Origin of the sequence: Enterobacter sp. D2, from assembly GCF_034427575.1 — a bacterium.
Taxonomy (GTDB): Bacteria; Pseudomonadota; Gammaproteobacteria; order Enterobacterales; family Enterobacteriaceae; genus Enterobacter; species Enterobacter cloacae_M.
The window spans coordinates 81483-103492 of sequence record NZ_JAXQPP010000007.1; the positions used below are offsets into that span (position 1 = coordinate 81483).

At 56.6% G+C, this 22010-nt stretch carries 17 protein-coding genes and 1 riboswitch; of the genes, 8 read left to right on the top strand and 9 right to left on the bottom strand.

The window, feature by feature from the left end:
- Window positions 1-17 precede the first annotated feature (17 nt).
- The 3 genes from argH to argC form a co-directional block, all read right to left on the bottom strand.
- Window positions 18-1391, bottom strand: coding sequence for an argininosuccinate lyase (gene argH, locus SPG90_RS20580; protein ID WP_045404247.1), 1374 nt, complete (start codon window positions 1389-1391; stop codon window positions 18-20).
- Window positions 1392-1465: 74 nt separating this feature from the next.
- Window positions 1466-2242 (bottom strand): acetylglutamate kinase, encoded by a 777-nt coding sequence (gene argB, locus SPG90_RS20585; protein WP_100247348.1) that lies wholly within the window; start codon window positions 2240-2242, stop codon window positions 1466-1468.
- 6 nt (window positions 2243-2248) lie between these two features.
- On the bottom strand, window positions 2249-3253 hold the full coding sequence (argC, locus tag SPG90_RS20590) for an N-acetyl-gamma-glutamyl-phosphate reductase (protein WP_047743344.1): 1005 nt from the start codon (window positions 3251-3253) through the stop codon (window positions 2249-2251).
- A gap of 88 nt (window positions 3254-3341) precedes the next feature.
- Between argC and argE the strand changes: the two genes are divergently transcribed.
- The 3 genes from argE to katG all read left to right on the top strand — a co-directional run bounded on the left by argE (window position 3342) and on the right by katG (window position 7979).
- Window positions 3342-4493: an acetylornithine deacetylase gene (gene argE / locus SPG90_RS20595; protein WP_045619686.1), complete on the top strand. Its 1152-nt coding sequence runs from the start codon at window positions 3342-3344 to the stop codon at window positions 4491-4493.
- A 270-nt stretch (window positions 4494-4763) separates the two neighbouring features.
- On the top strand, window positions 4764-5651 hold the full coding sequence (gene metF / locus SPG90_RS20600; RefSeq protein ID WP_248163055.1) for a methylenetetrahydrofolate reductase: 888 nt from the start codon (window positions 4764-4766) through the stop codon (window positions 5649-5651).
- A gap of 147 nt (window positions 5652-5798) precedes the next feature.
- The gene (gene katG / locus SPG90_RS20605) at window positions 5799-7979 is read left to right on the top strand and encodes a catalase/peroxidase HPI (RefSeq protein WP_045404251.1); all 2181 of its coding nucleotides are present in this window, start codon (window positions 5799-5801) and stop codon (window positions 7977-7979) included.
- 83 nt (window positions 7980-8062) lie between these two features.
- Here the strand turns inward: katG and gldA are convergent, their stop codons facing one another.
- From gldA to ppc, 4 genes are all read right to left on the bottom strand, one after another.
- Window positions 8063-9166, bottom strand: a complete 1104-nt coding sequence (gldA, locus tag SPG90_RS20610; RefSeq protein WP_059446024.1) for a bifunctional L-1,2-propanediol dehydrogenase/glycerol dehydrogenase — start codon at window positions 9164-9166, stop codon at window positions 8063-8065.
- A gap of 12 nt (window positions 9167-9178) precedes the next feature.
- On the bottom strand, window positions 9179-9841 hold the full coding sequence (fsa, locus tag SPG90_RS20615; RefSeq protein WP_045404253.1) for a fructose-6-phosphate aldolase: 663 nt from the start codon (window positions 9839-9841) through the stop codon (window positions 9179-9181).
- A gap of 128 nt (window positions 9842-9969) precedes the next feature.
- Complete coding sequence (locus SPG90_RS20620) at window positions 9970-10734, bottom strand: helix-turn-helix transcriptional regulator (protein ID WP_045404254.1); 765 nt, start codon at window positions 10732-10734, stop codon at window positions 9970-9972.
- A 94-nt stretch (window positions 10735-10828) separates the two neighbouring features.
- Window positions 10829-13480 carry a phosphoenolpyruvate carboxylase gene (gene ppc, locus SPG90_RS20625; RefSeq protein ID WP_023309665.1) on the bottom strand — a complete coding sequence of 884 codons (2652 nt, stop codon included), beginning with the start codon at window positions 13478-13480 and terminating at the stop codon, window positions 10829-10831.
- Between the two features lie 490 nt (window positions 13481-13970).
- Between ppc and oxyR the strand changes: the two genes are divergently transcribed.
- On the top strand, window positions 13971-14888 hold the full coding sequence (gene oxyR, locus SPG90_RS20630) for a DNA-binding transcriptional regulator OxyR (protein WP_023309664.1): 918 nt from the start codon (window positions 13971-13973) through the stop codon (window positions 14886-14888).
- Here the strand turns inward: oxyR and sthA are convergent.
- On the bottom strand, window positions 14871-16271 hold the full coding sequence (gene sthA, locus SPG90_RS20635) for a Si-specific NAD(P)(+) transhydrogenase (protein ID WP_008501785.1): 1401 nt from the start codon (window positions 16269-16271) through the stop codon (window positions 14871-14873). The genes oxyR and sthA overlap by 18 nt on opposite strands.
- 196 nt (window positions 16272-16467) lie before the next feature.
- On the opposite strand from sthA, the gene fabR reads away from it, so the two are divergent.
- Both fabR and SPG90_RS20645 read left to right on the top strand, forming a co-directional pair.
- On the top strand, window positions 16468-17106 hold the full coding sequence (gene fabR / locus SPG90_RS20640) for an HTH-type transcriptional repressor FabR (RefSeq protein WP_008501784.1): 639 nt from the start codon (window positions 16468-16470) through the stop codon (window positions 17104-17106).
- Between the two features lie 9 nt (window positions 17107-17115).
- Entirely contained in the window at window positions 17116-17475 is a 360-nt protein-coding gene (locus SPG90_RS20645) for a YijD family membrane protein (protein ID WP_045355521.1), read from the top strand.
- 90 nt (window positions 17476-17565) lie between these two features.
- On the opposite strand, the gene trmA is transcribed toward SPG90_RS20645, so the two are convergent.
- Entirely contained in the window at window positions 17566-18666 is a 1101-nt protein-coding gene (gene trmA / locus SPG90_RS20650; RefSeq protein ID WP_126304435.1) for a tRNA (uridine(54)-C5)-methyltransferase TrmA, read from the bottom strand.
- A gap of 104 nt (window positions 18667-18770) precedes the next feature.
- Window positions 18771-18947: riboswitch (cobalamin riboswitch) on the top strand.
- 65 nt (window positions 18948-19012) lie between these two features.
- Here trmA and btuB point away from each other — a divergent pair.
- Both btuB and murI read left to right on the top strand, forming a co-directional pair.
- A complete protein-coding gene (btuB, locus tag SPG90_RS20655; RefSeq protein WP_322408295.1) occupies window positions 19013-20860 on the top strand; it encodes a TonB-dependent vitamin B12 receptor BtuB in 1848 nt (615 codons plus the stop codon).
- A complete protein-coding gene (murI, locus tag SPG90_RS20660; RefSeq protein ID WP_023309660.1) occupies window positions 20805-21656 on the top strand; it encodes a glutamate racemase in 852 nt (283 codons plus the stop codon). The genes btuB and murI overlap by 56 nt, the downstream gene beginning before the upstream one ends.
- The last annotated feature ends 354 nt before the right edge of the window (window positions 21657-22010 follow it).

Consider the following 22010-nt stretch of genomic DNA (forward strand, 5'->3'; position numbering starts at 1 on the left):
GCACCTGTCAGGACAGATTAAACCAACCGGTTTTTCGCATCCGCTATCGCCTGCGCCACCTGCTTAGGCGACACGCCGCCTTTCGCGGCACGTTTATCCAGACAGGACTGCAGCGCAAGGATCGGATACACATCATCCCCGATAACCGCGCTGAACTTCTGCAGGTCGGCCAGCGGCAGATCTTCCAGCGGTTTACCCTGACGAATGGCTTCCACCACCGCTTCACCCACAATATGGTGCGCTTCACGGAACGGTACGCCTTTCGCCACCAGATAATCTGCCAGTTCGGTAGAGTTCGCATAGCCCTGCTGCGCCGCTTCCTGACAGCGCGGACGTTTCACCTGAATGCCGTCCAGCACCAGCGCGCCCATGTGCAAACAGTCCAGCCAGGTGTCGAGCGCGTCGAACAGCCCTTCCTTGTCTTCCTGCATGTCTTTGTTGTACGCCAGCGGCAGCCCTTTCAGGGTCATCATCATGCCGGTCAGCGCGCCCTGCACGCGGCCACATTTGCCGCGGATCAGCTCAAGCGCGTCCGGGTTTTTCTTCTGCGGCATGAGGGATGAGCCTGAGGTCACGCGGTCAGACAGCTCGACGAAGCCCGCTTCGCCAGAGTTAAAGAAGATCAGGTCTTCGGCAAAGCGCGAAAGGTGCACCATTCCGATAGACGCATTGGATAGCAGCTCCAGCACGTGGTCGCGGTCGGACACGCTGTCCAGGCTGTTACGGGTGGCGGAGGCAAAGCCCAGCCAGCCTGCCAGCTGCTCACGGTCGATTTCATACGCCGTACCGGCCAGCGCGCCGCTGCCCAGCGGGCTGACGTCCAGACGTTTCAGGGTATCCTGAAGACGGCTTTCGTCACGCGCCAGCATCTCGACGTAGGCCAGACACCAGTGTGCGAAGGTCACCGGCTGCGCGCGCTGCAGGTGGGTATAACCCGGCATCACCGCGTCCTGGTTGTTCTGCGCGGTCTCGACCAGCGCGCTCTGCAGCTGACGGTTAGCCGCCAGCAGTTCGCCAACGGTATCTTTACACCACAGCTTCAGATCGGTGGCGACCTGGTCGTTACGGCTGCGGCCGGTATGCAGCTTTTTACCCAGCTGGCCGACTTTGTCGATAAGCTTGCCTTCCACCCAGCTGTGAATATCTTCAGCATCGCTTTCGAGGATCTGCTGCGGATTAAGACGTACCTCTTCCAGCAGATTGTTCAGCGCCTCTTCCAGCCGTAATTGTTCGTCTGCGGTCAGTACGCCCACCGTCACCAGCGCTTTGGACCAGGCCACAGAGCCGACAATATCCTGTTCGGCCAGGCGGTAGTCGAAGCGCAAAGAGTCGTTGAACTGTTTGAACCGCTGATCCGCTGCCTGTGTAAAACGCCCACCCCAAAGTGCCATAACATGATTCCTTTATTCGTTAGTTCTGCCGGGTGGCGCTTCGCTTACCCGGCCTACGGTCATTCAATAAAAACTTACGCTAAAATACGCGTGCCAATCGGCGTGCCGTTAAACAGCGCCGGCAGTTGTTCCGCGTGACGCCAGGAGGCGATATCCACCGGACGGCCCAGCGTGCGTGCGGCATCCAGCGCGGCGTTCACTTTGACGATCATGCCGTCGGTAATAATACCCTGAGCAATCAGCTGCTCGGCTTTCTCAGCCGTCATTTCCGCAATGCGCTGGCCTTTGCCGTCCAGAATGCCGCTCACGTCGGAGAGCAGGATCAGATCCGCGCCCAGCGTTGCCGCGAGTGCCGTCGCCGCCTGGTCAGCGTTGACGTTCATCAGCTCGCCCTCTTCGGTCACGCCGATAGAGCTCACCACCGGCAGGAAACCCCCTTCCAGCAGCGTGTTAATCAGCTTAGGCGAACCTGGCTGCGCCAGTCCAACGTGGCCGAGCTCTTCGTCGAGCTGGGTCACTTTTACGCTGTCGCCATCGCCCAGATAGAGGCCAACGGACGAGATGTGGTGTTTCTTCGCCCACGCCAGCAGCGTTTTGTTCGCCGTGCCCGCCAGCGCGCCGGTAATGATGTCAATCTGGTCAGCAGGCGTGACGCGCAGGCCGTTCTTCTTTTTCACCGGCAGGTTGAGCCCTTTCATCAGCTCGTCCACCACGCAGCCGCCGCCGTGCACAATCACCAGCGGACGCTGGTGTGATTCGCGATAGTTCACCAGCGCGGTAAACAGACGCTCCAGCGCTTCTTCGCTGTCCAGCAGTACACCACCGAGTTTGATAATTAATGGGTTCATCATCACACCTTAAATAAGAGCCTGCGTTTCAGGGAAGCCGAAACGAATATTTGCACACTGCATTGCCTGTGCGGCAGCGCCTTTCAGTAAGTTATCTTCTGCGGCCACCACGATGAGATGCTCACCCTGAACGGCAAAGCCGATATCGCAGAACGGCAGACCGACCACGTTTTTCAGCGCCGGCACGCCTTTGTCGTACAGGCGCACCAGCGGTTTGTCCGCATATGCCTGCGTGAAGGCCTCGTTCACCTGCTCTTTGGTCACGCCCGGTTTCAGGCGGCAGGTAATGGTTTCGAGGATCCCGCGCGGGAAGCTACCCAGGTGCGGGGTGAAAATGACGTCCGCGCCCAGATGCGTCGTGATTTCAGGGTGATGACGGTGATTAAACACGCCATACGGCTGAAGGCTCACTTCGCAGAAGCTGTTGGAGATAGCCGCCTTGCGGCCTGCGCCGCTCACGCCGCTGGTGGCGTTGATCACCGGCCACTGGCTCAGATCCAGCAGGCCCGCGTCGATCAGCGGCTTCAGGGAAAGCTGCGCCGCCGTCGGGTAGCAGCCCGGAACGGCAATCAGGTCCGCTTCTTTCAGTTTGTCTGCGCTCCACTCCGCCAGGCCGTACACCGCTTTTTCCAGCAGATCCGGATGCTGATGGGTGAAGCCGTAATATTTTTCGTAAAACGCACCGTCGTTCACGCGGAACGCGCCGGAAAGGTCGAAGACCACGCAGCCGGCCGCCAGGAACTGCGGCGCCAGGTCGTGGCTGACCTCGTGCGCGGTGGCTAAAAACACCACGTCGACGCCGTCGGTAAACTCGCTGATGTCAGACATGGGCTGCAGCGGCAGATCGACAATGCCCTTGAGCTGCGGATGCAAATCGGAAATTAACTTTCCTGCATCATTGCTTTGCGCTGACACGGTCAAAGCGGTTATGGTCATATGTGGATGGCGATTCACGTAGCTTACAAGCTCTGCGCCCGCATAACCGCTAGCGCCTACAATCAGCGTATTCAACATCGGGTTCCTTTATGCTCAACGTTAGTGTATTTTTATTCACATTTATTGCATGAATATTGATACTATCACGACCTAAGGTGTGTCAACAATGAAAATGAACTTACCGCCATTTATCGAGATCTACCGCGCCCTGATTGCCACACCGTCCATCAGCGCAACGGAAGAAGCGCTGGATCAGAGCAATGAGTCTTTAATCAATCTGCTGGCGGGTTGGTTTAGCGATCTTGGGTTTAACGTTGAGGTTCAGCCCGTTCCCGGAACACGCCACAAATTTAACCTGCTCGCCAGCACCGGAACCGGTGCGGGCGGCCTGCTGCTGGCCGGTCATACCGATACGGTGCCGTTTGACGACGGCCGCTGGACGCGCGATCCGTTCACCCTGACCGAGCACGACAACAAGCTCTATGGTCTCGGCACCGCCGACATGAAAGGCTTCTTCGCCTTTATCCTCGACGCGCTGCGTGACGTGGACGTGACGAACCTTAAAAAACCGCTCTACATTCTGGCGACCGCCGATGAAGAAACCAGCATGGCGGGCGCGCGCTACTTCTCTGAAAACACGTCGATTCGCCCGGACTGCGCGATCATCGGCGAGCCGACTTCTCTGCAGCCGATCCGCGCGCACAAAGGCCATATTTCTACGGCCGTGCGCGTGCTGGGCCAGTCCGGCCACTCCAGCGATCCGGCGCGCGGCGTGAACGCCATTGAGCTGATGCATGACGCCATCGGCCGTATCATGACCCTGCGCGACGATCTGAAAGAGCGCTACCACTACGACGCGTTCACCGTGCCGTATCCGACCCTGAACCTCGGCAGCCTGCACGGCGGCGATGCCTCGAACCGCATCTGCGCCTGCTGCGAACTGCATATGGACATTCGCCCGCTGCCGGGCATGACCCTCAGCGATCTCGACGGCCTGCTGAATGAAGCGCTGGCTCCGGTGAGCGAGCGCTGGCCGGGCCGCCTGACGGTCTCCGAACTGCATCCGCCGATCCCGGGTTACGAATGCCCGCCGGACCATCAGCTGGTTGAGGTGGTGGAAAAGCTGCTCGGTGAGAAAACCGACGTGGTGAACTACTGCACCGAAGCGCCGTTTATTCAGACGCTTTGCCCTACGCTGGTCCTGGGCCCCGGCTCCATCAACCAGGCGCACCAGCCGGATGAATATCTGGAAACCCGCTTCATCAAGCCAACCCGCGAACTGATTACCCAGGTTGTGCATCACTTCTGCTGGCATTAAAACCGCACCGTACATCCCATAGGGGAGAGGACTGCGCGATGCGGTTTTTTCCCCTTTACCCAAAGGGGTGTACGGTCCTGGGGAGGCGATGTCTCACTCCCTACCACCCATCATGAACTTTCTTCATCTTTCCTGAGCAAACCTCACCGTTATTGTTGATTATTTATGTTGACGTCCCTCCGCTTTTCCGTCATTTTTACATCTGGACGTCTAAACGTATAGAAGTTCACAACACAACAAATAACGACATGCGATTGATAGAGGTAAGGTATGAGCTTTTTTCACGCCAACCAGCGGGAAGCACTGAATCAGAGCCTGGCCGAAGTAAACGGCCAGATTAACGTCTCTTTTGAATTTTTCCCGCCGCGCACCAGTGAAATGGAGCAAACCCTGTGGAGCTCTATCGATCGTCTTAGCAGCCTGAAGCCGAAGTTCGTCTCCGTGACTTACGGCGCTAACTCCGGCGAGCGTGACCGGACGCACAGCATCATTAAAGGCATCAAAGATCGTACCGGTCTGGAAGCGGCGCCGCATCTCACCTGTATCGACGCGACCCGCGACGAGTTACGGGCCATCGCCCAGGATTACTGGAATAACGGCATTCGTCATATCGTCGCACTGCGCGGTGACCTGCCGCCGGGCATCGGTAAGCCGGACATGTATGCCGCCGATCTGGTCGCGCTGCTGAAAGACGTGGCTGACTTTGATATCTCCGTTGCCGCTTATCCTGAGGTGCATCCGGAAGCGAAAAGCGCCCAGGCCGATCTGCTTAACCTGAAGCGTAAAGTGGACGCCGGCGCGAACCGCGCCATTACCCAGTTCTTCTTTGATGTGGAAAGCTACCTGCGTTTCCGTGACCGCTGCGTCTCCGCGGGCATCGACGTTGAAATTATTCCGGGTATTCTGCCGGTCTCTAACTTCAAACAGGCGAAGAAGTTTGCTGATATGACCAATGTTCGCATTCCGCTGTGGATGTCCAAAATGTACGAAGGGCTGGACGATGATCCAGAAACCCGCAAGCTGGTGGGGGCCAATATCGCGATGGACATGGTGAAAATTTTAAGCCGTGAAGGGGTGAAAGATTTCCACTTCTATACGCTGAACCGCGCGGAGATGAGCTACGCCATTTGCCATACGCTGGGCGTTCGTCCAGCGTAATAAGCACAAAGCCCTCGTTTTACGAGGGCTTTTTTGTCACGCGAATAGTTAAAAGGTATTAGCTATCGAATCTGTGGATTAATTCAACTATAACTTATTGCTAGTGGTGTATATCGTAACGGTAACACTGTAAAAGGGAGCATAGCGATGAGCACGTCAGACGAGACCAATAAAGCGGCATCGGTCGGCAAATGCCCGTTCCACCAGGGCGGCGTCGATCACAGCGCGGGGGCAGGTACAGGCAGCCGCGACTGGTGGCCAAAACAACTCCGCATCGATCTTCTTAATCAACATTCCAATCGTTCGAACCCGCTGGGTGAAGACTTCGACTACCGCAAAGAATTCAGCAAACTTGATTACTCCGCCCTTAAAGGCGACCTTAAAGCCCTTTTAACCGACTCTCAACCGTGGTGGCCTGCCGACTGGGGCAGCTATGCGGGCCTGTTTATCCGTATGGCCTGGCACGGCGCGGGTACCTATCGCTCCGTTGACGGACGCGGCGGTGCCGGACGCGGTCAACAGCGCTTTGCGCCGCTGAACTCCTGGCCGGATAACGTGAGCCTGGATAAGGCGCGCCGTCTGCTGTGGCCCATCAAGCAAAAATACGGACAAAAAATTTCCTGGGCCGACCTGTTTATCCTCGCGGGTAACGTGGCGCTGGAGAACTCCGGCTTCCGTACGTTTGGTTTTGGTGCCGGGCGTGAAGACGTCTGGGAACCAGACCTGGACGTGAACTGGGGTGATGAAAAAGCCTGGCTGACCCACCGTGACCCGGAAGCGCTGGCCAAGCGTCCTCTGGCCGCCACCGAAATGGGCCTGATCTACGTTAACCCGGAAGGGCCAAACGCCAGCGGTGAACCTCTGTCTGCTGCGGCGGCAATTCGCGCGACCTTCGGCAACATGGGGATGAACGACGAAGAGACCGTTGCGCTGATCGCGGGCGGCCACACCCTCGGCAAAACCCACGGCGCGGGTGAAGCCACGCACGTCGGCACCGACCCGGAAGCCTCGCCGATTGAAGCGCAGGGCCTGGGCTGGGCCAGCACGCACGGCACGGGCGTTGGCGCAGATGCCATTACCTCCGGTCTGGAAGTCATCTGGTCGCAAACCCCGACCCAGTGGAGCAACTACTTCTTCGAGAACCTGTTCAAATACGAATGGGTGCAGACCCGCAGCCCGGCGGGAGCGATTCAGTTTGAAGCCGTGGATGCGCCGGAAATCATGCCTGACCCGTTCGACCCGTCGAAAAAACGCAAACCTACCATGCTGGTCACCGACCTGACGCTGCGTTTTGACCCGGAATTCGAGAAAATTTCCCGCCGTTTCCTGAACGATCCGCAGGCCTTCAACGAAGCCTTCGCGCGCGCGTGGTACAAGCTGACCCACCGCGATATGGGGCCAAAATCGCGTTACCTTGGCCCGGAAGTGCCGAAAGAAGATCTGATCTGGCAGGACCCGCTGCCGCAGGCGGTGTTCAATCCGTCGAAAGAAGACATTGAAAGCCTGAAGGCGGAAATCGCTGCCTCTGGCCTCTCCGTGAGCGAACTGATTTCCGTTGCCTGGGCGTCAGCTTCAACCTTCCGCGGCGGCGACAAGCGCGGTGGCGCCAACGGCGCGCGTCTGGCGCTGGCCCCTCAGCGCGACTGGGATGTGAACGCCGCAGCGGTTCGCGCGTTGCCGGCTCTGGAAGCTATCCAGCGCACCACCAACAAAGCCTCTCTGGCGGATATCATCGTGCTGGCGGGCGTGGTGGGCGTTGAGCAGGCGGCGAAAGCGGCAGGCGTTTACGTCAACGTTCCGTTCACCCCGGGCCGCGTCGATGCGCGTCAGGATCAGACGGATATCGAGATGTTTAACCTGCTCGAACCGATTGCCGACGGCTTCCGCAACTACCGTGCGCAGGTGGATGTGTCCACGACAGAGTCACTGCTGATTGATAAAGCCCAGCAGCTGACGCTGACCGCGCCTGAGCTGACGGTGCTGATCGGTGGCCTGCGCGTGCTGGGTGCCAACTTTGATGGCAGCAAGAATGGCGTGTTCACCGACCGCGAGGGCGTGCTGAGCAACGATTTCTTCGTGAACCTGCTGGACATGAACACCCAGTGGAAGGCGACCGACGAATCTAATGAACTGTTTGCCGGAAGCGATCGCGCCAGCGGTGAAGTGAAATACACCGCCACCCGCGCCGATCTGGTCTTCGGTTCTAACGCCGTTCTGCGCGCGCTGGCAGAGGTTTATGCCAGTGATGATGCGCATGAGAAGTTTGTTCGCGACTTCGTTGCAGCATGGGCGAAGGTGATGGATCTGGACCGGTTTGACCTGCAGTAACCCCTGTGCCGGGTAGCGCTGACGCTTACCCGGCGTACGGGCAAAAAAATCCCCGCTGATGCGGGGATTTTTATTCACGCTATTTACTCCCACTCCTGCAGGAACCGCTGTCCATACTGGTCGGCCACCAGCAGCGCCGCATACACCTGATCCGGCGTTACGCCGCCGGGCATGTTGTGGATAGTTTCCCCTTCGGCACAGGAGGCTTCCGCGATCAGACGCATTTTGGCCGGAATATCCTCTTTGATGTTCAGCTGCGCCAGCGTGATCGGCAGCCCAACGCTGTGACAAAGCGCCGCGACGGTCTCTATTTCATCTACCGGCGCGTTTTCCAGCACCAGCTGCGTCAGCGTGCCAAACGCCACTTTTTCACCGTGATAGTAGTGGTGCGCGTCCGGTACCGCCGTCATACCGTTATGAATAGCGTGCGCTGCGGCCAGTCCGCCGCTTTCAAAGCCCACGCCGCTGAGATAGGTGTTGGCTTCGATAATGCGTTCCAGCGCCGGCGTAACCACATGCTGTTCCGCTGCAAGCATGGCCTTTTCACCTTCTTCAATCAGCGTGTTGTAGCACAGCTCGGCCAGCGCGAGTGCAGCCTGCGTACATTTGCCGCCAGCCATGGTGGTCGCGCCGCTGCGCGAGCAGGCGCGTGCTTCGAACCAGGTCGCCAGCGCATCGCCAATCCCGGCGGCCAGCAGACGTGCCGGCGCCCCCGCGACTACTTTGGTGTCGACGATAACCATGTTCGGGTTGTGCGGCAGCATCAGATAGCGGTCGAACTCGCCGCTGTCGGAGTAAATAACGGAAAGGGCGCTGCACGGCGCATCGGTGGAGGCAATCGTCGGGGCAATAGCCACGGGAACGTCCATAAAATGGGCCAGCGCTTTGGCGGTATCCAGCGTTTTACCGCCGCCAATGCCCAGCACCGCCAGACAGTCGGCGCTGTCGGCCAGCTTTTTCAGACGATCGATTTCATTTTGTGAACATTCGCCACCAAACGGCGCGATTTCGGCATGCAGTTCGGCTTTTTTAAAACTCTGGCGCAGGGTCTCTTCGGCAAAACCCAGAACAAATTTATCGCCGACAACCAGCCAGCGATTGGCCAGGGGTTTCAGATAGTCGCCGAGACGGGTAAGCACATCAGCGCCCTGGATGTATTTTCCCGGCGATTGAATGATACGGTCCATAACAGTTCTCCCTTAGAGGTTGAGGTTACCAAACGCGTTTTTCCAGTCCTGCTCGAACTTCTCTATGGCTGACTCTACCGCTGGCGTGCCGAGCATTTGTTGCGCTACGTCTAAGGGAAGCGTGATTGCCTCGCATCCCGCCAGCAGGCAGTCCAGCGCCTGCCGCGGCGTTTTGAAGCTGGCGGCCAGCACTTTGCTTTCCGGCGCGTGCAGTTCCAGCAGGGACTGCAGCTCCTGGACCATGCGAATGCCATCACCGCCCTGAGCGTCAACGCGGTTCACATACGGCGCGACATATTTCGCGCCTGCCAGCGCGGCAAGCAAACCTTGTGCCGCGCTATAAACGGCGGTCCCCAGCGTGGTTATACCCTCTTTTTTCAATGCTTTAATCGCGATGAGCCCCTGAGCCGTCACCGGGATTTTCACCACGATGCCGGGGACGGCGTTACTCAAACGTTTTGCCTCCGCTACCATGCCTTCTGCATCGCGGCTCATGGTTTGAGCAAACAGCGTGCCTTCCGGTCCAATGGCTTTTTGCAGGCGCGGGAGCACGTCCCAGATGGATTCACGGCTGGCGGCAATGATGCTCGGGTTGGTGGTAACGCCCGCAATAGGGAAGATGCGGGCCAGACGTTCAACTTCCGCCACGTTGGCGGTATCCAGGTATAGTTCCATTATTTTTCCTTAAGTCAGAAAGGTTGAACAAAGGATAAGGCGCGGGCGAGCAGGGCGGATACAGGCCAATTTTGCCAAATACTGGACAAATGTAATGTCCTTAGCGAAGTGCGAGAGCGATCACAATGCTATTTTTTGGCGGTCAGCTCGCTGTGATACTGGCGACGATATTCGGAAGGAGAGCGTTCGGTGTGCTTGCGAAAGAGACGGCAGAAGTAATTGCTGTCTGTAAACCCACAGCGTGCGGCGATATCTTTGATTTTAAGATCGTAGCCTTTGAGCAGCTGGCGCGCGTGCTCGAGTCGCGTTTGGGTCAGATATTCGTTGAACCCCACGTTGCCAATCTTCTGAAAGAGGTGGGAAAGGTAGTTCGGCGAGACGTAGAACGCCTGCGCGACGGATTCACGGGTTAACGCCGAAGCGTGATGTTCTTCAATGAAGCGGCGAATGGCCTCAAACAGGGCGCGGCTGCGGCTGGCGGTGTGGATATCGCTGCCAAGCAGATCCCGGCAGTGGCTGAGCAAGCTTAATACCACCAGTATCGCGGTCTCTTGCTCATCCGGCTGCATCTGTAATTCGGTTAGCGTCTGCAGAAGAAAAGCACCAGTTCGCGGACCGCGGCGGGCAACCTGGAGCTGCTGCACAAGCGTATTGTCATGCTGTAACTCGATAGTCAGCAGCTGCTTACCGAAATGTATGCTCAGGGCGTTAGACGATGGATGCGTTAAATGTCCAAAGGATGAAAATATCGCCTCACAGGGGGCATCAAGGGTAATGACGAGGCAGGGAGATGTTCGGGAATGCTGTTCAGACTGCGCTGAGAAATGAATCTGGCCCAGCGGTAGCGTGCGGTTTACCAGGTCTGCCAAAATTCGGGTGATATCGGAATGCATGAGAAGACTACCGAAATGTGCCGGGTGGCGCTAACGCTTACCCGGCCTACCAGTCACAGGTCCGGGCAAGCGCGGCGCCGCCGGGCATAGAGTATTAGCCGGTGTTACGCATTCCCGCAGCAACGCCCGCAATCGTCACCATCAGCGCCTGTTCAACGCGTGGATCTGGCTCTTTCCCTTCTTCTTCCGCCAGACGCGAACGGTGCAGCAGCTCTGCCTGCAGGACGTTCAGCGGGTCGGTGTAGATGTTACGCAGCTGAATAGACTCGGCAATCCACGGCAGGTCCGCCATCAGATGTGAGTCGTTGGCGATGTCCAGCACCACTTTGATGTCGCCTTCCAGCAGTTCGCGGAGCTCTTTACCTAGCGCCCACAGCTCTGGTTTCACCAGACGCTGGTCGTAGTATTCCGCCAGCCACAGGTCAGCTTTCGAGAAGACCATCTCCAGCATGCCCAGACGGGTAGAGAAGAACGGCCAGTCGCGGCACATGGTTTCCAGTTCGTTCTGTTTACCGTCTTCCACCACTTTTTGCAGTGCGGCACCGGCACCCAGCCAGGCGGGCAGCATCAGGCGGTTCTGCGTCCAGGCGAAGATCCACGGGATCGCGCGCAGAGACTCTACGCCACCGGTCGGGCGACGCTTTGCAGGACGTGAGCCCAGCGGCAGTTTACCCAGCTCCTGCTCAGGCGTGGCCGAGCGGAAGTAAGGAACGAAATCTTTGTTTTCACGCACGTAGCCGCGGTACAGATCGCAGGAGATATCAGACAGCTCGTCCATGATATGGCACCAGGATGCTTTCGGCTCCGGCGGCGGCAGCAGGTTTGCTTCCAGGATCGCGCTGGTGTAGAGCGACAGGCTGCTGATGGTCACTTCCGGCAGACCGTACTTGAAGCGGATCATCTCGCCCTGCTCGGTGACGCGCAGGCCGCCTTTGAGGCTTCCCGGCGGCTGCGACAGCAGCGCTGCGTGTGCAGGCGCGCCGCCACGGCCAATCGAGCCACCGCGTCCGTGGAACAGGGTCAGCTCAATACCGGCTTTCTCGCAGGTTTTGATCAGTGCGTCCTGCGCCTGATACTGCGCCCAGGATGCCGCCATCACGCCCGCATCTTTCGCGGAGTCGGAATAGCCAATCATCACCATCTGTTTGCCCTGAATAAAGCCGCGGTACCAGTCGATATTCAGCAGCTGGGTCATGACGTCGTTGGCGTTGTTCAGGTCGTCGAGGGTCTCAAACAGCGGGGCGACCGGCAGAGCGTAGTCGATTCCCGCTTCTTTCAGCAGAAGGTGAACGCCCAGCACATCTGACGGGGTCTTCGCCATGGAGATCACATAGGCGGCCACCGATCCTTTCGGTGCGTCTACGATCGCTTTACAGGTGTTGAGCACTTCGCGGGTTTCGTTGCTTGGCTCCCAGTTGCGCGGCAGCAGAGGGCGCTTCGAGTTCAGCTCGCGGATCAGGAAGGCCTGTTTGTCGGCTTCGGACCAGCTTTCATAGTCGCCGATGCCGAGATAGCGGGTCAGCTCGCCCAGGGCTTCGGTATGACGGGTACTTTCCTGACGTACGTCGATACGCACCAGCGGCACGCCGAAACACTTCACACGGCGCAGGGTGTCGAGCAGTTCGCCGTTAGCGATGATGCCCATCCCGCAGGCCTGCAGGGATTTATAACAGGCATACAGCGGCTCCCAGAGCTGTTCGTTCTGGCTGAGCAGACCTTCTGGTTTTGGCAGGCGCTGACCTTTCAGACGCGCTTCCAGCCAGGCCTGAGTGGCCATCAGCTGACCACGCAGTTTCTTCATCAGGAAACGGTACGGCTCGCTGGCGCCTTCTTCTCCGGCCAGCGCGCGCAGTTCCGGCGTCGCTTCAACCATCGACAGCTCGGAGATCAGCACCTGAATGTCTTTCAGGAACAGGTCGGTCGCTTTCCAGCGGCTCAGCAGCAGGACGTGACGGGTGATTTCCGCGGTCACGTTCGGGTTGCCGTCGCGGTCGCCGCCCATCCAGGAGGTGAAGCGGACCGGAACGAAGTCGACCGGCAGGCGGTAGCCGAGGTTCTCTTCCAGCTGTTCGTTCAGCTCGCGCAGGTAGTTAGGCACCCCTTCCCACAGGCTGTTTTCCACCACCGCAAAGCCCCATTTGGCTTCGTCGACCGGGCTTGGACGATGCTTACGAATTTCATCGGTGTGCCAGGATTGGGCAATCAGCTGGCGCAGACGGCGCATCAGCTGGTTACGTTCGTAGTCGGCAATGTCTTTGTTATCCAACTGCTTCAGACAGTTGTTCACTTCCACCATTTTATGGATCAGGGTGCGACGGGTAATTTCAGTGGGGTGTGCGGTCAGCACCAGCTCCAGCGAAAGCGACTCCACCGCTTTTTTAATGGTGGCTTCGTTGAGGTCTGGCTGGTCTTTCAGTTTACGCAGGGTGCGGGCAATGACTTCCGGGTTGCTGGCAGCTTCGCCATTTGGCGAAATGCTGTGGTATTGCTCAGCGGTGTTGGCCAGGTTCAGGAACTGGCTGAATGCGCGTGCAACGGGCAGCAGCTCATCGTTTGAGAGGTTCTGCAAGGTGGTGAGCAGCTCCTGACGACTGGCCTCGTTACCGGCACGGGAAGATTTAGACAGCTTGCGGATGGTTTCAACGCGGTCGAGGATGTTCTCCCCCAACGCGTCTTTGATGGTATCTCCAAGCACTTTGCCGAGCATACTGACATTACTACGCAACGCGGAATATTGTTCGTTCATAAAAACCCAGTCACCCCATCATTTTTGTTTATGCCCAGGCGAAAATTTTCTGGACATTATTTTGTCATCTCCCCTTATAAAGCCACGTAAAACCCCCGTCGTCAATTGCTGCGAAAACGGTTCAGCAAACGAATAAATGAGGGCAATTTACGAAATTTAATTCCCATTGCGTCAGATAAGAGATGCTTATGAGAATGTACCAGGGAAAAGGGGTAAACACGAAAAATGGCAGCTTCGGTTGCCATTTTGCTTTTATCTGCGGGTTTTTTTTACGCAAAAAAAAAGCGGACCACGGGGTCCGCAAAAGTTCACGTTGGCTTTAGTTGTTCGAGTTTTGAGAGAAACTCGCTGACGGAGCGGGGACGTCAAGGGTCAAACACGTGCCGCCTCGTCTATGTGGTGTATTATTCAACAGAATGCTTGATAGGGATAATCGTTCGTTGCTATGCTATCTATCGCCATGAACTATCGTGGCGACGGAGGATGAATAATGAATATTCGTGATCTTGAATACCTGGTAGCGTTAGCCGAGCATCGTCACTTTCGCCGCGCGGCAGACTCCTGCCACGTCAGCCAGCCCACGCTGAGCGGTCAGATCCGCAAGCTGGAAGACGAGCTGGGCGTGATGCTGCTGGAGCGCACCAGTCGTAAGGTTCTGTTCACACAGGCAGGTCTGCTGCTGGTGGATCAGGCGCGCACAGTGCTGCGCGAGGTCAAAGTGCTCAAGGAAATGGCAAGCCAGCAGGGGGAGGCGATGTCCGGCCCGCTGCATATTGGCCTGATCCCAACCGTTGGCCCGTACCTGTTGCCGCACATCATTCCGATGCTGCACCAGACGTTCCCGAAACTCGAAATGTACCTGCATGAAGCGCAGACCCATCAGCTGCTGGCGCAGTTAGACAGCGGCAAGCTCGACTGCGCCATTCTGGCGCTGGTGAAAGAGAGTGAAGCCTTTATTGAAGTGCCGCTGTTCGATGAGCCGATGATGCTGGCGATCTATGAAGATCACCCGTGGGCGAACCGCGATCGCGTACCGATGGCCGATCTGGCCGGTGAAAAGCTGCTGATGCTGGAAGATGGCCACTGCCTGCGCGATCAGGCGATGGGCTTTTGCTTTGAAGCGGGTGCGGATGAAGATACCCATTTCCGCGCAACCAGCCTGGAAACGCTGCGTAATATGGTCGCGGCGGGAAGCGGTATTACGCTGCTGCCTGCGCTGGCCGTGCCGCGCGAGCGTAAACGTGATGGCGTGGTTTATCTGCCGTGCATTAAGCCGGAGCCGCGTCGCACTATCGGCCTGGTGTATCGTCCGGGTTCACCGCTGCGCAGCCGCTATGAGCAGCTGGCAGAGGCCATCCGTGGTTCGATGGATGGCCATTTCGACAGCGCGTTAAAACAGGCGGTTTAAGCCGTTCAGCGCAGCTACCCGATAGGCTTCCGCCATGGTCGGGTAGTTAAAGGTGGTGTTAACGAAGTACTCAATGGTGTTACCACCGCCTTTCTGCTCCATTATCGCCTGGCCGATATGAATGATTTCCGCCGCGCGTTCACCAAAGCAGTGAATGCCGAGGATCTCTTTGGTCTCGCGATGGAACAGTATCTTCAGCGTTCCCACGCTCATCCCCACGATTTGCGCCCGCGCCAGATGTTTAAACTGGGCGCGACCCACCTCGTAAGGCACCTTCATTGACGTCAGCTGCTGTTCGGTTTTGCCGACAGAACTGATTTCCGGGATGGTATAGATGCCCGTCGGAATATCTTCGATCAGGTGCGCCGTCGCTTCGCCTTTTACCAGCGCCTGTGCGGCAATGCGTCCCTGGTCGTAAGCGGCTGAGGCCAGGCTTGGGTAGCCAATCACGTCGCCGACTGCGTAAACGTGCGGCAGGGCGGTCTGATACATGCTGTTGACCTTCAGCTGACCGCGGCTGTCGGTTTCAAGCCCGATATTTTCCAGCTGCAGTGAATCGGTGTTGCCGGTACGACCGTTGGCGTAGAGCAGGCAGTCTGCTTTCAGCTTCTTACCGGACTTCAGGTGCATGATCACCCCGTCGTCACAGCCCTCAATCTTCTCGTACTCTTCGTTGTGGCGAATCACCACGCCGCTGTTCCAGAAGTGGTAGGAGAGGGAGTCCGACATCTCCTGATCGAGGAACGCCAGGAGGCGGTCACGGGTGTTGATCAGGTCAACTTTGACGTCCATTCCGCGGAAGATCGACGCATATTCACAACCAATGACCCCTGCGCCATAGATAATGACGTGGCGGGGTTCATGGTGCAGGCTCAGAATCGAGTCGCTGTCGTAAACGCGCGGGTGCGAGAAGTCCACGTCGGCCGGATGGTAAGGGCGTGAGCCGCAGGCGATAACAAATTTTTCAGCCGTGATGGTTTCAACCGAACCGTCGTGGCATTCGAGTGCCAGGGTGTGTTCATCCACAAAATGCGCATTGCCCTGCAAAATTTCACAGTGGTTACGCTCATAAAATCCCTGACGCATGCGTGTCTGCTGGTTAATAACGGTATCCGCATGATTCAGGATGTCAGCAAAGGATGAACGAAGAAGTCGGGAGTGGTCGCTGTAAAGAGGGTTCTGGTTAAATTCGATAATGCGGCTAACGGCGTGGCGGAGGGCTTTAGAAGGGATGGTGCCCCAGTGGGTGCAACCGCCGCCGACATTATGGTAGCGCTCGATGACCGCTACTCTGGCTCCCTGTTTCACCAGACCCATAGCAGCACCTTCGCCGCCGGGGCCGGAACCAATAACTATTGCGTCGTAATCGTAGGAATGTGGCATGGTAAGGCTTACCTGTTCTTATACATAAAAGCAACAGAATCATAACATCATTGCCAGGGTAACCCAATTATCGTTGTGCTTTTTTCGGGCAGTGGAGCACAAACCGCACGTAAACAATCATTCACAAAGCCAGGCAAACAGATTAATTTTATTCTCTGGTATAGTGCCATCAGGCCTTTGGAAGGATTCAACTATCGTGATGGGCGTAAGAGCACAACAAAAAGAGAAAACCCGGCGTTCGCTGGTGGAAGCCGCATTCAGTCAACTGAGTGCTGAGCGAAGTTTTGCCAGTTTGAGCCTGCGCGAAGTCGCACGCGAGGCCGGGATTGCGCCAACGTCCTTCTATCGTCATTTCCGTGATGTGGATGAACTGGGCCTGACCATGGTCGACGAGAGCGGCCTGATGCTGCGCCAGCTGATGCGCCAGGCGCGTCAGCGTATCGCCAAAGGGGGCAGCGTGATCCGCACCTCCGTATCGACCTTTATGGAATTTATCGGCAATAACCCCAACGCGTTTCGTCTGCTTCTGCGCGAGCGTTCGGGCACATCGGCGGCGTTTCGTGCCGCCGTCGCGCGTGAAATTCAGCATTTCATCGCGGAACTTGCCGACTATCTTGAACTCGAAAACCATATGCCGCGCGCGTTTACTGAAGCACAGGCCGAGGCGATGGTGACGATTGTTTTCAGTGCGGGTGCCGAAGCGCTGGATGTCAGCATTGAACAACGCAAGCAGCTCGAAGAGCGGCTGGTATTGCAGCTCAGGATGATCTCCAAAGGCGCGTACTACTGGTATCGCCGTGAACAAGAGAAACTTGCACATCAAACCGAAGAGTGAAGGTGAGTAATGAAACAGTCAGGTCAGGATAAAGGGACGCTGTTGCTGGCATTGATCGCTGGCTTATCCATTAATGGTACGTTTGCCGCTATTTTTAGCTCAATCGTGCCGTTTTCGATTTTCCCGCTTATTGCGCTGGTGCTGACGGTTTACTGCCTGCATCAACGTTACCTGAACCGCACCATGCCGGTGGGGCTACCGGGGCTGGCCGCTGCCTGCTTTATTCTGGGCGTATTGCTGTATAGCACGGTGGTTCGCGCGGAATATCCGGATATCGGCTCTAACTTCTTCCCTGCCGTACTGTCTGTGGCGCTGGTGTTCTGGATTGGCTCCCGCATGCGTAGCCGTAAAAGCCAGTTATCAGAGTAAAGGGTTTCGTCATTGTAGGCCGGATAAGCGAAGCGCCATCCGGCTTTTTTGGCAGGTGGCGCTTCGCTTACCTGCCCTACAAGCCCCACATTACTTCGCCGTGAGCAGTACGCCGCACTCCATATGGTGCGTATACGGGAACTGATCGAACAGCGCCAGACGTTCAACCCTGTGCGTCTGGCCTAATGTTTCGAGGTTCTTGCACAGCGTCTCCGGGTTACAGGAGATGTACAAAATACGCGGGTACGCCTGCACCATCTTCTCGGTTTCGCTGTCCAGGCCACTGCGCGGCGGGTCGACAAAAATCGTCTCACACTGGTAGCTCTTGAGATCGATCCCTTCCAGGCGGTTAAACTGGCGTACGCCGTTCATGGCCTGCGTGAACTCTTCTGCGGCCATACGAATGATCTGCACGTTGTCGATATGGTTGGCGGCAATGTTGTACTGCGCGGCTGCCACCGACGGCTTTGCGATTTCCGTTGCCAGCACGCGATCGAAGTTACGCGCCAGCGCCAGCGAGAAGTTGCCGTTACCGCAGTAAAGCTCCAGCAGATCGCCCGTTGATCCTTCCGTCGCCTTCAGCGCCCACTCCAGCATCTGCACGTTCATCGCAGCGTTCGGCTGGGTGAAGCTGTTCTCTACCTGACGATACACCATCTCTTTACCTGCCACCGGCAGGCGCTCGTCGATGTAGTCCTGATCCAGCATGATTTTGGTTTTGGTCGCGCGGCCAATCAGGTGAACGTTGATGTTCTGCGCGCGCAGCGCATCGCGCAGCGCTTCTGCCTGCTCGCGCCACTCGTCGTTAAGCGCTTTGTGATACAGCAGAGAGACAATCGCCTGATTGCTTTGCGTGGTCAGATAGTCAATCTGGAACAGCTTGTTACGCAGTACCGGATTGTTGCGTACGCCGTCCATCATCAGCGTCATCAACTGGTTAATGAGCTCGCTCGCCGCCGGAAAGCTGTCCACGCGGATACGGGATTTCGTCTGCTGATCGAAAATGATGTGGTACAGGTCGTCGCCGTCGTGCCAGATGCGGAATTCGGCGCGCATGCGGTAGTGGCTGACGGGAGAGCGGAACACCTCGGGAACGGGCGCGTTGAAAGGCGTCATCATACTTTGCAGGCGGACGACTTTCTCTGCCAGCTGCGCGTCGTACTGTTCTGTCGGGAGGTGTTCTGGGGTCATGATGCGTCCTGAGTGATAAAGAATTACGCGGGGATTGTAGGCATTGTTCAGGGGATGTCCAGATTTAATGGGCAATAGCTGTCTGGACATCCATACGTGTCTAATTGTAGCATTCTGTTTCCGGTCTCCTGAGAGTGAAAAGGGAATCCAGTGTAAATCTGGAGCTGACGCGCAGCGGTAAAGTCTGGCGGGATGAGCGTTGTAGACACTGTGAAAATGGGAAGTCTTCATCCTTATATAGCCACCTAGCCCGAAGACCTGCCGGGATCACGTCGCATTTGGTTTCATCATCGCGTGCTATCGATGAGGCCTGCGGCATCCTTCTTATATTGTGGATGCTTTAACAATGATTAAAAAAGTATCGCTGTTGACGGCGTTGTCCGTCACGGCATTTTCGGGCTGGGCGCAGGATAGCGCCGACTCGTTGGTGGTGACGGCAAATCGTTTTGAACAACCTGAAAAAACTATTCTGGCTGCAACCTCCGTTGTTACGCGTGCCGATATTGACCGTTGGCAATCAACCTCAGTCCTGGATGTTATGCGTCGCCTGCCCGGCGTGGATACGGCGCAAAGTGGCGGGATGGGGCAACTCTCTTCTCTCTTTATACGTGGCACCAACTCCAGCCACGTCCTGATCCTTGTTGATGGGATCCGCCTTAACCAGGCGGGCGTCACGGGGTCATCCGATCTCAGCCAGTTCCCGATCTCCCTGGTGCAGCGTATCGAATATGTTCGTGGACCGCGTTCGGCGGTATACGGCTCGGACGCGATCGGCGGAGTCGTAAACATTATTACCACTCGCGCGAAGGACGGTACCACGCTAAACGCAGGTGCAGGGTCGCATGGTTACCAGAATTATGGCGGCAGTACTCAGCAAACATTGGGCGACAGCACGCGCGTCACGCTTGCGGGTGATTACACCTATACCAAAGGGTTTGATGTGGTTGCGGACGGCAACAATGGTGGCCTTGCCCAGACCGATCGCGACGGCTTTATGAATAAAACGCTCTATGGTGCAGTGGATCACGCATTCTCGGAGCAGTGGAGCGGATTTGTTCGCGGCTTTGGCTATAGCAACCGTACTGCCTACGACGGTTACTACAGCTCATTTACCCCCGATGTACTGGTCGATACCCGCCAGCTCTATAGTCAGACCTGGGATGCTGGATTGCGCTTCAACGATGACATCTTCCATTCACAGCTGCTCACCAGCTATAGCCACAGCAAGGACTATAACTACGACCCAAATTTGGGCCGCTACGATTCAACAGCCACCCTGGATGAAATCAAACAGTACAACGTCCAGTGGCTGAATTCCGTTGATGTTGGCCATGGAAACATTGGCGCGGGCGTTGACTGGCAGAAGCAGAGCACCGAGCCGGGTACAAACTACGTGACCAACGGCTACGACCTGCGTAACACCGGCGTTTACCTGACCGGGTTGCAGCAGTTTGGTGACTTCACTCTGGAAGGAGCGGTTCGCAGCGATGACAACTCTCAGTTCGGCCGCCATGGCACCTGGCAAAGTAGTGCGGCCTGGGAGTTCGTGGAGGGTTACCGCTTCGTTGCTTCTTATGGTACGGCCTATAAGGCTCCGAATCTGGGTCAACTCTATGGTTTCTATGGCAATGACCATCTTGATCCAGAAGAGAGTAAGCAGTGGGAAGGTGCGTTTGAAGGCCTGACGGCGGGCGTGAGCTGGCGCGTCTCCGGCTACCGTAATGACGTCGATAATCTCATCGACTTCGATAATAACCTTCAGCAATATTACAACGTCGGTAAAGCGCGCATTAAAGGTGTGGAAGCGACAGCATCGTTTGATACGGGTCTGTTGACGCATACTGTTGGCTACGACTATGTGGATGCCCGCAATGCCGCAACCAACGAACTTCTGGAGCGTCGTGCTAAGCAGCAGGTGAAATATCAGCTCGACACGCAGATCTATGATTTCGACTGGAGCCTGACTTATCACTATCTCGGTACGCGTTACGACACTGACTTTGGTACTTATCCGTCTGAGAAAGTAAAAATGGGCGGTGTCAGCCTGTGGGATGTCGCAGTTTCGTATCCTGTCACCTCACATCTCACAGTTCGTGGTAAAATAGCCAACCTGTTCGATAAAGATTACGAGACAGTTTATGGCTACCAAACTGCAGGACGGGAATACACCTTGTCTGGCAGCTACACCTTCTAATCCGCGTCCCACCGTGCTGGTGTTTGATTCCGGCGTCGGTGGGCTTTCGGTCTATGATGAGATTCGGCATCTCCTGCCGGATCTCCATTACATCTACGCCTTCGATAACGTCGCTTTCCCGTATGGGGAAAAGAGCGAAGATTTTATTGTTGAGCGTGTGGTTGAAATCGTCACCGCTGTACAAAAGCGCTATCCCCTTGCGCTGGCCGTCATCGCCTGTAATACGGCAAGCACCGTTTCTCTTCCCGCCCTGCGTGAAAAATTCCAGTTCCCGGTTGTGGGCGTTGTTCCTGCGATAAAGCCTGCCGCGCGCCTGACGGCGAACGGCATTGTGGGTTTGCTGGCAACGCGAGGCACGGTAAAGCGTCCTTATACCCGCGAGCTGATCGACCGTTTTGCCAACGAATGCCAGATTGCGATGCTGGGTTCGGCTGAGCTGGTGGAGATGGCTGAAGCGAAGCTGCATGGAAAAGCGGTATCACTCGACGAGCTGCGTCGTATTCTTCGTCCGTGGCTGCGGATGCCCGAACCTCCGGATACCGTTGTGCTGGGCTGCACCCACTTCCCGCTATTACAGGAAGAGTTATTAGAGGTATTGCCGGAGGGGACGCGCCTGGTGGATTCCGGCGCGGCTATCGCCCGTCGTACGGCCTGGCTACTGGAGCATGAAGCGCCGGATGCGAAATCTACCGATGCGAATATCGCGTTTTGTATGGCCATCACGAAAGAGACTGAGCAACTTTTACCCGTTTTACGCCGTTATGGCTTTGAAACGCTCGAAAAACTGGCGCTGTAGCACGGTTTTGAGCAAAAAAGAGACGGTTGAAAGTTTTTTTTAAAAGAGGGGTTGTCAACGTCTGAGAACTCCCTATAATGCGCCTCCACTGACACGGAACAACGGCTTACAGGCCGCCGGGTTAGCGGGGTTCAGAGATGAACGCCGGCAGAGAAAAGCAAAAATAATCGCTTGACTCTGAATGAGGAAAACGTAATATACGGGACCTCGCAACGGTGAGCTTAACGCCGCGTTGCAACTGCTCTTTAACAATTTATCAGACAATCTGTGTGGGCACTCAAAGTGACATGGATTCTTAATGTCTTCGGACAATAAATGAATACCAAGTCTCTGAGTGAACATACGTAATTCATT